The organism is Pseudoalteromonas sp. APC 3694, from assembly GCF_030407565.1.
In the GTDB taxonomy this organism is placed as follows: domain Bacteria; phylum Pseudomonadota; class Gammaproteobacteria; order Enterobacterales; family Alteromonadaceae; genus Pseudoalteromonas; species Pseudoalteromonas tetraodonis.
Genome location: NZ_JASDDE010000002.1, coordinates 114,458 through 128,439 on the forward strand (window position 1 = coordinate 114,458; position 13,982 = coordinate 128,439).

Here is a 13,982-nt window from a genome sequence, read left to right on the forward strand (position 1 = left end):
TTTCGTGTTATTTATTTCTGCTATTAAATTTACGCGTTTGCTCTGCATGCTGACTTAGTTCAGTCAAGCCAAGCTTCTCGTAACTTTTTTTCATCATGGCGAGTGCCGCATCAAGATAACTACTTTGTGAGTAGTGCTCTACCACATATTTACCACGATTTGCGGCTGCTAAATAGGCTTCACGTTCGTAATAGTAAGTTGCCACTTTTAGCTCATAACGTGCCATGCGGTTTAATAACCAAACTAAACGACGTTTTGCTTCTGGCGCATAATCACTTTCTGGAAAACGTTTAACCAAAGTTGATAAGTCGGTATAAGCAACACGGGTGCGTTTAGCATCTCTGTCGGCTCTGTCTACACCAAAGTATTCTTGGAAAGCATTTTTATCCGCCTTAATATTAACCAAGCCACGCATGTAGTACATGTAATCTAAATCTTTGTGGTTTGGGTTTAAGCGAATAAAACGGTCGATTGTAGCAAGTGCTTGCTCTGTATTACCTGATTGGTAATGTGCATACACTAAATCCATTTGGACTTGTTTTGAAAACGGACCAAACGGATAGCGAGAGTCAATTGCCGTTAATAACTCAATTGCACGAGCGTATAAACCAGAATCAAGCGTTTGTTTTGCATCTTCGTATAGTGCTTGTGCCGATCTGTTGGGTACGCGTTGAATATCTTCTTGGTCAGGTGCAGACGAGCAGGCCCCTAAACTAAGCATTGAAACTGAAAAAACAATGGCGAATGCACGTTTCCCTATTTTATTTATCATTTTATTTGTTACCTTCGATGTCTTCGGCTAGGCCAAGTGGGTAAAACCGAGTAAACTATGCGTATTATGTTATGCTTTTATTAAAAGCGATTCTAACCCAGTCAAGCAAAGCTTGCACTGGTAAATTGGGTAAAGTTACTAATGTCAGAGCAAATATCTCTCCAAGCCGAGGTCCCAACAGACTTAGGTGGTAAACGTCTAGACCAAGTATTAGCACAATTGTTCCCTGATTATTCACGATCACGGATAAAAACGTGGATTTTAGATGATAAAATCACCGTTGATGGTGAAATTTTCAACACCCCGCGTGAAAAACTACTCGGTGGTGAAGTTGTAGCTGTTGAAACAACAATAGAAGCACCTCGTGAATACGAAGCACAAGATATCAAATTAAACATCGTTTATGAAGACGATGATATTTTAGTGATCAACAAACCAATGGGATTAGTGGTTCATCCTGGCGCAGGTAACCCTGACGGTACGGTGTTAAATGCTTTATTACACTACTACCCAGAAATTATTAATGTGCCACGAGCGGGTATTGTGCATCGTTTAGACAAAGATACAACAGGTTTAATGGTTGTCGCTAAAACGATTCAGGCACAAACACATTTAGTTAAAGCACTGCAAAAGCGCGAAAACTTCACACGTGAATATGAAGCGTTATGTAATGGCACTATGACAGCCGGTGGTATGGTTGAAAAACCAATTGGTCGTCATGCTACACAACGTACGCATATGGCAGTTCATGAAATGGGTAAACCAGCTATTACGCATTACCGTGTTGCCGAAAAATTCCGCGCCCATACACGTTTGCGTTTACGTCTTGAAACAGGGCGTACACACCAAATTCGTGTGCATATGGCGTACTTAAACCATCCATTAATTGGCGATCAATCTTATGGCGGTCGTCCTCGTCCACCAAAAGGGGCAACGCCTGAGTTATTTGAGTTACTGCGTAGCTTTAAACGCCAAGCGCTTCATGCCGTTAAATTAAGTATTGCGCATCCAATCACCGGTGAAATGATGACCTGGCAAGCGCCTATCCCTGATGATATGGTCCAAATGACTCAAGCATTGCGCGAAGACACAAAAGCAAACCCTGATATAGCGAGTTAACAATGTTTGGCTTATCAGCTACATGGCAATCTCTTCATGGTGTAGATACATTGAGTACTACACGTGAAGGGGGCGTATCTCAGCCTCCATTCGGTAGTTTGAATTTAGGGTTGCATGTAGGTGATAACAGCCAAGATGTATTAAATAACAGAGCACGTGTAAATGCTCATTTGCCTAAACCGGCAATTTGGTTAAATCAGGTTCATAGCGCTGATGTAGTTACAGTGGACGAGCGATTTGACCCCAATCAAATACTCACAGGCGATGCGTTATATACGCAATTACGCAATCAACCTTTAGCCATAATGACCGCTGATTGTTTACCTATTTTACTCTCATCGAGTGACGGGCAAGAAGTAGCCGCAATTCATGCCGGTTGGCGAGGGTTAGAGCAAGGGGTGATAAACAATGCGCTGGCATGTTTTAAAAATGCCTCGGCGAATATACATGCTTGGTTAGGTCCTGCAATAGGGGCTAATCAATTTCATGTCGGTCAAGAGGTAGTCGAGTTATTTACAGCAAATAACCCCCTAATGCACAGCGCGTTCAAAGCTCAAAATAATGAAAAGTATTTAGCTGATATTTATCTAATAGCAACTATTTTACTTAATCAACAGGGCGTTATAAACATTAGCGGGGGTGAGCATTGCACGGTTTCTCAAGCGAACTTGTTTTTTTCTTATCGGCGCGATGGCCAAACCGGTCGTATGGCAAGTTTGATCTGGCGCAAGTAAATAATCATTAGGTGATTATTTTTCCCTTAATACCTTGATCAAACCCGCTAATATACCCATCTATTAAGTAATTCTTTTTTTTATAGGTAAACCCCCATGCGTTTAGATAGATTTACAAGTAAATTTCAGTCTGCGCTTTCAGATGCGCAATCATTAGCCCTAGGTCGCGATCATCAATTTATTGAACCTGTGCATCTAATGTACGCTTTGTTAAAACAAAGCGGCTCAAGTGTGCGTGCACTATTTGCACAAATGAGCATCAGCGTTGATGAACTCAACACTAAGTTATCACAAGAGATAGAAAAGTTATTTAAAGTGGAAGGTGTTGGTGGCGATGTACAGTTGTCAAATAACATGGTTTCACTGATAAACTTATGTGATAAGTACGCCCAAAAACGTAAAGATAAATACATTTCAAGTGAGTTGTTTGTATTAGTTGCGTGTGAAGATAAAGGCCCGCTTGGCAGTGTTTTTAAAGCACTTAACATTACTGCGAGTAAGGTTGAAACGGCAATTGAAGCGATTCGTGGTGGTCAAAAAGTTGACGATCCTAATGCGGAAGAAACACGTCAAGCACTTGAAAAGTACACCATCGATTTAACTGAGCGTGCAGAGCAAGGTAAGCTTGACCCTGTAATCGGTCGTGATGATGAAATTCGCCGCACTATACAAGTATTACAACGCCGTTCCAAAAATAACCCTGTGTTAATTGGTGAGCCAGGGGTGGGTAAAACAGCCATAGCTGAAGGGCTTGCACAGCGTATTATTAATGGTGAAGTGCCTGAGGGCTTAAAAAACAAGCGCGTATTATCACTTGATTTAGGCGCATTAGTTGCTGGTGCAAAATACCGAGGTGAATTTGAAGAGCGTTTAAAATCAGTACTTAATGAGTTGGCTAAAGAAGAAGGCCAAGTTATTTTATTTATTGATGAAATTCATACCATTGTTGGTGCTGGTAAAAGTGATGGCGCTATGGATGCGGGTAACATGTTAAAACCTGCTTTAGCACGCGGTGAACTTCATTGCGTAGGCGCAACCACTTTAGATGAATACCGTAAATACATTGAAAAAGATGCTGCGCTTGAGCGCCGGTTCCAAAAGGTATTAATAGAAGAACCTTCAGTAGAAGACACCATTGCTATTCTGCGTGGCTTGAAAGAGCGTTACGAGTTACACCATTCAGTGGAGATCACCGACCCTGCAATCGTTGCCGCAGCGCAGTTATCGCATCGTTATATTAGTGATCGCCAATTACCCGATAAAGCAATCGATTTAATTGACGAAGCGGGCTCTTCTATTCGCTTGCAAATTGATTCAAAGCCAGAAGCTTTAGATAAATTAGAGCGTCGCATTATCCAATTAAAAATTGAAGATAACGCATTGGCCAAAGAGAAAGATGAAGCAAGTCAAAAGCGCCGTACAGAAATGCTCGAGCTGATCACTGAGCTTGAAGGGCAATACCGTGAACTAGATGAAGTATGGAATGCAGAAAAAGCGTCTTTACAAGGCACGCAGGTTATTAAAGCTGAGCTAGAGCAGGCACGACTTGATTTAGAAGTGGCTCGCAGAGCAAGTGACTTGCAGCGTATGTCTGAACTGCAATATGGACGTATACCTGAGCTTGAGCGCAAACTCGATTTAGCATCACAAGCAGAAATGCAAGAAATGAGCTTGCTTAAAAATCAGGTGGGCGAAGATGAAATTGCAGAAATTTTATCACGTTGGACCGGGATCCCAGTGGCGCGTATGCTCCAAGGTGAACGTGAAAAACTATTACAAATGGAAGAGCAGTTACATAACAAAGTCATTGGTCAAGATGAGGCCGTCGTTGCGGTGGCTAATGCCATTCGTCGTTCGCGTGCAGGGCTTGCTGATCCCAATCGTCCAATTGGCTCGTTCTTATTTTTAGGGCCTACAGGGGTTGGTAAAACAGAACTTACCAAGGCACTAGCAGGCTATATGTTTGATACCGAAAGTGCCATGGTGCGTATAGATATGTCTGAGTTTATGGAAAAACACTCAGTCGCACGTCTAGTCGGTGCGCCTCCAGGGTACGTCGGTTACGAAGAAGGAGGTTATTTAACCGAAGCTGTTCGTCGTAAACCTTATTCGGTTATTTTGCTTGATGAAATAGAAAAAGCGCATCCAGATGTGTTTAATATTTTATTACAAGTCCTTGATGACGGTCGTTTAACGGATGGCCAAGGGCGTACGGTTGATTTTAAAAACACGGTTATCATTATGACCTCCAACTTGGGCTCAGATATCATTCAAGAGCAAGCGGGAAGTAATGATTATGACGAGCTTAAAGCAAAAGTTATGGGTGTTTTACATAATGAATTTAGACCCGAGTTCATTAACCGTATTGATGAAACTGTGGTATTTCACCCACTTTCACATAGTCATATTAAAGAAATTGCAGATATTCAGTTAAGCAAATTACGTCAACGATTGACAGAGATGGGGTATTTACTTGAGTTGACAGATGCTGCTCTTGAGCGAATTGCTGCCAGTGGCTTTGATCCTGTCTATGGCGCTCGTCCACTTAAACGGGCAATACAGCAAACCATTGAAAATCCATTAGCACAACAACTGCTTAATAATGAATTTCAACCAGGTTGTATCATTGTCATTGATGCTAACGAAGACGGCTTAGTGTTTACGAGTCGATAATCTGAGCACAGCAAAAAGCCGCTGTTCACAGCGGCTTTTTTGTTTCTATTTTAGGGCGTTTGTTAAACTTTAAAAGTCAGTAATAAATCATTCACTTTTCTTGAGCCTTCCACTAGTTCAGCCGCACCACGTGCTACGCTAAAACTCAATTGTAAATTGTCATCCCCTAAGCCTTTAATCTTTTCAACATTGCTACCAATGTCTTTACTTACAACCTGTTGCTGTTCTGCTGCGGCTGAAATATCCGTGGCGAGCTGTGAAATTTCACTAATTTGAATAAAAATACTATCAAGCTCTTGTTGTGTTTGTCCTGTTGTATTAACACAGTCATCGGCTTGTTGTTTTGTGCTCTGCATGATTTTAGACCAGCTAAACAAGGTATCTTGAATTTCTTTAATTGAGCTATGAATTTGTGCCGTGGCGTTTTGAGTTCGTGACGACAGCGCTCTTACTTCATCGGCAACGACTGCAAAACCTCGCCCATGCTCACCGGCGCGTGCCGCTTCAATAGCCGCATTGAGTGCCAATAAGTTAGTTTGTTCAGCAATCCCTTCTATTTCACTCATGACTTGGCCAATTTTATCCGCTTCAGAGGCAAGCCCCGTTGCTGTGGCGGCCGCTTGCTCAACTTGTACAGCTAAGTCAGACACCATTTTACTGTTATCTGCAATATGATTCTTGATATCAGAGCAGCTTTGATAAGTAATGCCCACTTTATCAGCCGTGTTATTGGTATTATTAGAGATTTCACCAATCGTGGTACTCATTTGTGACATGGCTGAAGCAATTTGTTCTAGCTGAGTGCCTTGAGAAGAAATACCTTGCTCGGTCAACGTCGATTGTTGATCTAACCCTTGGGCAATCGTATTAAAACTCATGGTTGAATCTTTTACCCGCCCTAGTACCGTTCTTAATTTAGCACTGAGCATCTGCTCTCTATAATCACTAATGCTGTGTGGGTGCGAGCCACTATACACATAACGAGATACAGAGTCTGCTTGGTTTTTTTGTTGTTTGAGGGTTGCAGGTGTGATTACCAGCTCATCATAATTTAAAACTAAAATAACAATACATACTAATAAGTTAATCGCGGCAAGCGAAAGAGAGCCCCACATTGCGACACTGGCTAACCAAATTAAAATACCCGCAATGCTCAAACCTTGTCTTAATGATGTGCGTTCGCGCCAGCTGAATAATGATTTATTAGCGTTAATTTTGGCATAGAGCTTTTGCGCTCTGCGTTTTGCGCGTTGCTCTAATTTTATTCGTACAGACTGATAACCAATAAGTTGGCCATGCTCAAAAATAGGCGTTACAAATGCATCAACCCAATAATAGCGGCCGTCCTTACATAAGTTTTTTACCGCGCCACGCCACGAATGGCCTTGTTTTAAAGTGTCCCACATTTCTTTAAATGCAGCTTTTGGCATATCAGGGTGGCGAACGATATTGTGATTTTTATTTATCAGTTCATCCATCTCGTAGCCTGCGATACTACAAAACTCATGATTGGCATAAGTAATAACACCGCGTAAGTCAGTGGTTGAAACCAACTCTTGGTGTTCTTCGAAGTTAACTTCTTCATCTATTAAGCTTTGATTACGACGCATAGTGACTCTTTATCATTCTTTATTATGGCGGCTATTGTAATTACTAAAACTAATGTACGTTAGTGATATGTGTAAAATAGCAGGAATAAGACATTTTTTTTGATATTTATATGATCTTTATCAATATTAAGCTTAATTGAATTTTTCAGTTATGACAAATTTTTAGGGTTTAACTCTATCTTATCAAAGTGTTTTAAAACGCCATGTTGTCAGCGGGGGGGTATGGCAAATAATATGTAAAAGAAATTGTATATTCGTGGTGGCAATGGCAAGATTGTCTTTTCTAGCGTGAAACAAAGCGTGTTTAAAATCCAGCAAAAACTATATCTAATAAATTCATATAGTTTTTTCATTGTTTAATCTTGAGTAAAGGTAAAAAGACCCCATAACCTCATGATTAAGCCACTTGGCTCGAGGAAACTTTTTTTTGACAACTTATAATTTAAAGAACACGCTCAACGCGCTATCTAATGCAGATAATCAACAGGCTATTAAAGGCATTATGCGCGGAATTGAGAGAGAATCATTAAGAATTAATCACGATGGTTCCATTTCAAAACAGGCTCATCCTCAAGGTGTGGGCTGTGCGCTCACCAATGGGCATATTACCACTGATTTTTCTGAGTCTTTACTTGAGTTCATTACACCGGTTAGCGAGTCATCAACGCAAACCTTACAGCAGCTAAAAGATTTACAAAAGTTCACCCTAGAACATATGGGCGATGAATTGTTGTGGCCAATTAGTATGCCGTGCTTTATAAATCATCAAGACGATATTGTATTGGCACAATTTGGCGACTCTAATGTCGGTAAAATGAAAACCCTATATCGCGAAGGCTTGAAGAATCGTTACGGCAGTATGATGCAAGCGATTGCAGGCGTGCATTTCAATATTTCTTTTCCACAAACGCTATGGCAGTCACTGCACTCATTAAAGCAAAGTAATGCGAAACTTGAAGATTTTATATCGGATAGTTATTTGGCGTTAATTCGTAACTTTAAACGCGAACTGTGGTTAATTAGCTACATGTTTGGCGCATCACCGGCATTATGTAGCTCTTTTTTACAAGGGCGTAAAAGCGACTTACCGTTTAAAAAACTCGGTAAAGGCACTTTATATTTGGAAGTGGGTACCGCATTGCGTTTAGGCAACTTAGGCTATACCAATAGCGCACAATCGTCGTTACGGGTAATGTATAACTCATTAGATGAATATGTTGCAGGACTTAAAAAAGCCATAAATACACCTTCAGATATTTACGGCAGTATTGACGATTACACCAGTGCTACGCCAAAGCAATTAAATAAAAACATTTTGCAAATAGAGAACGAGTTTTACTCGCCAATTCGTCCTAAACGTAATGCAAAAAATGGTGAAACGCCCACCGATGCATTGCTAAGAGCGGGTATAGAATATATTGAAATTCGTGCATTGGATGTTAACCCGTTTAGTGAAGTTGGCATTGACTTAGAGCAAATACACTTTTTAGATGTGTTTTTAACTTATTGTTTATTAAAAGATTCAGCGCCTATGGATTGGCAAGAGCAAACTCGTAGCACTGAAAATCTTGATACGGTGGTTAACCAAGGTAGAGAACAAGGCTTGATGCTTAATTTTAATAATGAGCAGCGCAGCCTAGAATCTTGGGGTGATGAAATATTTAGTCAGTTGAGTGATGTTGCTCAGTGGATGGATATTGCTTACGATGTTGACTACTACTCAAACACCATTAAGCGCATGGCGACTTGGATTCATGATCCGGCATTAACGTATTCTGGTCGTTATGTTGAGCAGTTAAAAGCATCAGGGTTAGATAATGGCCACTTTGCACTGTCACTTGCTCAGAAGTACAAACAAAGCCATGAAACAGCAAGTTATACTGAATTTTCAAAATCGTGGCTAGAGCAACAAGCTGCAGAGTCGTACCAAGCCCAAAAGGCAATTGAACAAGCTGATAAACAATCATTTACCGCGTTCTTAGATACGTATTTCAGGGTCTGTTGACCTTTGCGGATTACAATTTGTTCAAACTAGGAGCGGTTTAATCGCGGCGCGAGGTTTGTAACCTAGTGGGCTAAGTAAAAACCGAGCAAAGCTTCCGCGTCCTGCTCACGCTCCTTACCTACATCCATGTAGGCAACAAAGAGTAAATCGCTCCTAGGCAGAACTCGAAGGGCAGCACCTGTTTGGCATTGATGCTGCGTTATCGCCTATTTATGGGGAAAAACCACACCACATAGGCTTTGCCTTGCCTAAATACCAAACAAACTGCTGCAAATGCAACCTTGAAAGGTCAACAGACCCAAGTAAGTAGCAGGCAAAAAAAACGCAGCTCATAGTAGCTGCGTAAATATTCTTTAGGGATGAAACAATGCTGTACTGCTGCATTCATAGATTCAGACCCACACTTTTTTAAAAAGTTCAGTGAGATCTTAAAAAATGAAAAAAAATATTATTACCTTATCTTTGCTGCTCACTATAGCTGGGTGTGCAACAGCTCCCCCAAAGCAACCAGAAGATATTTGTAAAATTTTCGAAGAGAAATCTGACTGGTATTTTGATGCCAAAGACGCGCAGGAAAAGTGGGGCTCCCCAAAACATGTGTTAATGAGCATGATGTATCAAGAAAGTTCTTTTCGCCACGATGCAGCACCGCCTATGGAATACTTCTTATGGATAATCCCTACTGGTCGTGCAAGCGATGCCTATGGCTATTCTCAAGCTAAAACGCCTACTTGGTCTGATTATATTCGTGAAACAGGTAACAGTGGCGCCGACAGAGACGAATTTGAAGATGCGATTGATTTTATGGCGTGGTTTGTTTATAAAACCCATAAAGTTAATGGTGTGTCTAAGTGGGACGCTTACGCACAGTATTTAAATTATCATGAGGGATGGGGCGGTTATAAACGAGGCACCTATCGTAAGAAAAAATGGCTAATGAGCGTTGCCAATAAAGTAAAATATCGGGCAAGCCGTTATGGCGCACAGCTAAGACGCTGCGAAGATGATTTAGATAAAGGTTGGTTAGAGCGATTGTTCTTTTAGATTAGATTAAAAAGGAGCCAGCAGGCTCCTTTTTTATTGGTTTATTTTTTACGTTTTTTTGGTTGAATTTTAACTTGTTTAATCATGTTTTCTTTTATTTCAAGCACTTCAACTGGGTAACCCGCAATACGAATACTTAAGTTAGCATCAGGAATATCTTCCAAATATTCAACAATCAGGCCACTTAAAGTTTTAGGGCCATCTAATGGGAATTCCCAGCCCATCTCTTTATTTAAGTCGCGAACGTTAGCACCACCATCAACAATGTAAGAGCCATCGTTCTGTGTGGTTACTTCTTCACTTGGTGTGCGGGTTTGAGTAGTAGTGAAATCGCCCACAACCTCTTCAAGAATATCTTCTAGGGTAACTAAGCCTTGGATATCGCCATATTCATCAACAACAATACCAATTCGTTCTTTTGATAACTGAAACTTCAGTAGTTGGGTATTAAGCGACGTTCCCTCAGGAATAAAGTAAATTTCACGTACAGCGCGCAGTAGCGAAGGTTTATCGAATTGCTCTTTAGTAAGAAGACGCAATGCATCACGAGAGTGAATAAAGCCTACTGCATCATCTATATTGTCGCGGTATAAAAGCACGCGAGTATGTTGAGCATGAGTAAGCTGCTTACTAATTATTTTCCAGTCATCGTTGATATCAATCGCCACAATTTCATTGCGGGGTATCATAATATCTTCAACGGTAACCTGTTCTAAATCTAAAATTGAGGTCAGCATACTTTGGTGGCGCGCGGGGATCAGCGCTCCAGATTCGTTAAGCACGGTTTTTAATTCTTCCTTACTCATGCTGTGCTCATCTATTTGTGCAGCGCTAATACCAAATAAGCGCAATATACCATTGGTCATCCAGTTAACAACGACAACAAATGGGAAGAGAATTTTTAGTAACCCTTTGAGTATCACCGAACTTGGAAAAGCGACTCGCTCAGGATAGAGGGCGGCCAGTGTTTTTGGCGTTACTTCAGCGAAAATCAGCACCACAAGTGTTAATGCACCTGTTGCTATAGCAATACCTAAATCACCATACAAACGAATACCAATAATGGTGGCAACTTGGGCAGCCGCAATATTGACAAGGTTATTACCAATAAGGATAAGACCTATCAACCTGTCTGGTCGACTGAGTAATTTACTAACGCGTTTCGCAGCACGATGATTCTCTTTAGCGAGGTGTCGTAAACGAATACGGTTGATTGACATGATTCCGGTTTCTGACCCGGAGAAGTAAGCAGAAAAAAGTACCAATAAACCTAAAATGATAAACAGCGTACTTGTCGATATGTCGTCCAACGATGGATCCTTTTTTTATAAACCAATGTGTATTAAGCTAGAGTGAGCTTTCAGAGTCAAGTTAAAACTTATTTAGAACCACTTCTTGTATAAAACGGCTGCCAAAATAAGCGAGTGTGAGTGTAAATGCGGCAATCATAATACTCACTACCACCATTTTCCCCCGCCAACCTCGTTTAACATGGCCAACGGCAATCGTAGCAAAAATAGCCCAAGCAACTAAAGATAAGATTGTTTTATGAATAAACTCTTTGGCAAACATGCCATCAAGAAATACAAACCCTGTAATCAGCGCCACGCTTAATAATACTGTGCCTAAATTTAATAGTTGATAAAGTTGACGCTCTACCACCATTAGTGGCGGTAAATGGCTATGTACTATTGCTAAATCTTTACGTTTCAAACGTTTATCAATAAAGTAAAATTGCACGCCGTAAAGGGTGGCAATAATTAAGATACAGTAGGCTAATAACGACAGTGAAATATGCGCAACTAACGCAAGCTCTACATTAATGCTATGAAGTAAAACGTGATGAGGGATAAATAAGCTAGAAATGGTTAAAAGCGCAGCAAAGCCATAAACAACAGGTAGTAACAAGGTTGCGGGAAACTTCAAAGAAACAGTGGTGACACACAGCACGATAATCCAGCATGTCAGTAATGCCACATTAACAATACTTAAATCTTGCCCATCAGCCCTAAATACCGAATTTACTAAAAGCAGCATGTGCGCCAAAATAGCGACAGTACTGAGTATAATAGTAACTTTTTGGCTCGGCCCCTGACGGTGAAACAATCGCGAAAGCACGTGAGACGTTGCTAACACATAAAATAAACTGGCAATAATAGTTAAACTAATAATCAGCATTTTGCTTTGGCCACTTAATTGAAGTCAAATAATTCGTGTTCGTTATGTGGCCATTGTATTTTATAGCAAAGCAAATGCATAGACCCTGTAAAAAGAAACTCAATAAGCAGCATTTCAGCACTGTATTGTATGCCACCATTTACGGTATACTATTTTCAATTGAATTTTAATAACATCGACCTTATTAATAGAGTTGATATAAACGTCTTTTCGGAACCGTTACATGTTTGAGAACCTCCAAGAACGATTAGGTAAAACCCTAAAAAATATTAGTGGCCGTGGCCGCCTAACTGAAGACAACATTAAAGATACACTTCGTGAAGTGCGAATGGCATTTTTAGAAGCCGATGTGGCGTTGCCTGTTGTTCGCGAGTTTGTAAAACAAGTTAAAGAACGCGCAGTTGGTATTGAAGTTACTAAAAGCTTAAGTCCTGGCCAAGTATTTATAAAAATTGTTCGTGAAGAACTTGAAAAGGCCATGGGTGAAGCTAATGAAGAGCTAAGCCTTAACGCGCAACCTCCGGCTGTTGTGATGATGGCGGGCCTTCAAGGTGCTGGTAAAACAACCAGTGTGGGTAAACTGGCTAAGTTTTTAAAAGAGCGCAAGAAGAAGTCTGTGCTGGTAGTGAGTGCCGATGTTTACCGTCCTGCGGCAATTAAGCAGTTAGAAACATTAGCGACAGAAGTAGATGTAGAATTTTTCCCAAGTGACATTTCACAAAAGCCAGTTGATATAGCACAAGCTGCTATTTCTCACGCGAAAAAGAAATTTATTGATGTGGTATTAGTTGATACTGCAGGTCGCTTGCATGTTGATAATGACATGATGGATGAAATCAAAGCGCTTCATGGTGCAATTAATCCAATCGAGACTTTATTCGTTGTTGATGCAATGACAGGTCAAGATGCTGCAAACACCGCGAAGGCGTTTGACGAAGCATTGCCTTTAACCGGTGTGATTTTAACTAAAACAGACGGTGATGCCCGTGGTGGTGCTGCGTTATCTATTCGTCATATTACCGGGAAACCTATTAAGTTTATGGGTGTTGGTGAGCGTACTGACGCACTTGAACCTTTCCACCCTGATCGTATCGCCTCACGTATCTTAGGCATGGGTGATGTACTTTCATTAATCGAAGAAGTCGAGATGAAAGTAGATAAAGAGCAGGCAGAAAAAGTAGCGAAAAAAGTATTTAAAGGTGATGGTTTTACACTGGATGATTTTGCTGATCAATTAAAGCAAATGAAAAATATGGGCGGCATGATGTCGATGCTTGATAAACTGCCAGGCATGCAAAACATTCCAGATGCAGTAAAAGGCCAAATGGGCGATAAAACCTTTATTCAAATGGAAGCAATTATTAGCTCTATGACTAAAAAAGAGCGTGCACGCCCAGAGATCATTAAAGGTTCGCGTAAAAAGCGCATTGCAGCGGGGTCGGGTACTCAAGTACAAGAGATCAATAAGCTGCTTAAGCAGTTTACCCAAATGCAAAAAATGATGAAAAAAATGAAAGGCAAAGGTGGCATGCAAAAAATGATGCGTGGCATGAAAGGGATGTTACCACCGGGAATGATGGGCGGCGGTGGCCCGAAATTTTAATAATTTAACCTTTAATATCTCCGATACGAGATAAAAAGCAATCAATAAAGAGGCAAATTGCCTCTTTATTGTTGAATAAACTATGCACAGAATAGCTTGTTCACATGCTTTTTCTTCTTGGATCACGGTTTAATCTACTAAACTGCCTTTTTGCATCACTTCTTACTTGCATTGTTGCTAAAAACTCGTACAATTCACCGGCTCCCCATACTGGGGAGTAAATCTTATTAATGAAAACAGTCAA

General features: G+C 40.7%; 10 protein-coding genes. 6 read left to right on the forward strand and 4 right to left on the reverse strand.

Going from position 1 to position 13,982, the window contains the following annotated elements; genetic code table 11:
* Nucleotides 1-7: 7 nt before the first annotated feature.
* Nucleotides 8-772, reverse strand: a complete 765-nt coding sequence (locus QMA00_RS01555) for an outer membrane protein assembly factor BamD (protein WP_076921514.1) — start codon at nucleotides 770-772, stop codon at nucleotides 8-10.
* A 141-nt stretch (nucleotides 773-913) separates the two neighbouring features.
* On the opposite strand from QMA00_RS01555, the gene rluD reads away from it, so the two are divergent.
* The 3 genes from rluD to clpB all read left to right on the forward strand — a co-directional run bounded on the left by rluD (nucleotide 914) and on the right by clpB (nucleotide 5,298).
* Nucleotides 914-1,891 carry a 23S rRNA pseudouridine(1911/1915/1917) synthase RluD gene (gene rluD, locus QMA00_RS01560; protein ID WP_013464485.1) on the forward strand — a complete coding sequence of 326 codons (978 nt, stop codon included), beginning with the start codon at nucleotides 914-916 and terminating at the stop codon, nucleotides 1,889-1,891.
* Nucleotides 1,892-1,893: 2 nt separating this feature from the next.
* Complete coding sequence (pgeF, locus tag QMA00_RS01565; RefSeq protein ID WP_076921515.1) at nucleotides 1,894-2,625, forward strand: peptidoglycan editing factor PgeF; 732 nt, start codon at nucleotides 1,894-1,896, stop codon at nucleotides 2,623-2,625.
* Nucleotides 2,626-2,721: 96 nt separating this feature from the next.
* Entirely contained in the window at nucleotides 2,722-5,298 is a 2,577-nt protein-coding gene (clpB, locus tag QMA00_RS01570; RefSeq protein ID WP_076921517.1) for an ATP-dependent chaperone ClpB, read from the forward strand.
* A gap of 62 nt (nucleotides 5,299-5,360) precedes the next feature.
* Here clpB and QMA00_RS01575 read toward each other — a convergent pair whose 3' ends face one another.
* The gene (locus QMA00_RS01575; protein ID WP_076921519.1) at nucleotides 5,361-6,908 is read right to left on the reverse strand and encodes a PAS domain-containing methyl-accepting chemotaxis protein; all 1,548 of its coding nucleotides are present in this window, start codon (nucleotides 6,906-6,908) and stop codon (nucleotides 5,361-5,363) included.
* Nucleotides 6,909-7,335: 427 nt separating this feature from the next.
* On the opposite strand from QMA00_RS01575, the gene gshA reads away from it, so the two are divergent.
* Both gshA and QMA00_RS01585 read left to right on the forward strand, forming a co-directional pair.
* On the forward strand, nucleotides 7,336-8,913 hold the full coding sequence (gene gshA / locus QMA00_RS01580) for a glutamate--cysteine ligase (RefSeq protein ID WP_076921521.1): 1,578 nt from the start codon (nucleotides 7,336-7,338) through the stop codon (nucleotides 8,911-8,913).
* Nucleotides 8,914-9,348: 435 nt separating this feature from the next.
* Nucleotides 9,349-9,957, forward strand: a complete 609-nt coding sequence (locus QMA00_RS01585; protein ID WP_076921523.1) for a transglycosylase SLT domain-containing protein — start codon at nucleotides 9,349-9,351, stop codon at nucleotides 9,955-9,957.
* A gap of 41 nt (nucleotides 9,958-9,998) precedes the next feature.
* On the opposite strand, the gene QMA00_RS01590 is transcribed toward QMA00_RS01585, so the two are convergent.
* A complete protein-coding gene (locus QMA00_RS01590) occupies nucleotides 9,999-11,267 on the reverse strand; it encodes a CNNM domain-containing protein (RefSeq protein WP_139336462.1) in 1,269 nt (422 codons plus the stop codon).
* 61 nt (nucleotides 11,268-11,328) lie between these two features.
* Complete coding sequence (ccsA, locus tag QMA00_RS01595) at nucleotides 11,329-12,135, reverse strand: cytochrome c biogenesis protein CcsA (RefSeq protein WP_076921524.1); 807 nt, start codon at nucleotides 12,133-12,135, stop codon at nucleotides 11,329-11,331.
* Nucleotides 12,136-12,358: 223 nt separating this feature from the next.
* On the opposite strand from ccsA, the gene ffh reads away from it, so the two are divergent.
* Nucleotides 12,359-13,738 carry a signal recognition particle protein gene (gene ffh, locus QMA00_RS01600; RefSeq protein WP_010391303.1) on the forward strand — a complete coding sequence of 460 codons (1,380 nt, stop codon included), beginning with the start codon at nucleotides 12,359-12,361 and terminating at the stop codon, nucleotides 13,736-13,738.
* Nucleotides 13,739-13,982 lie beyond the last annotated feature (244 nt).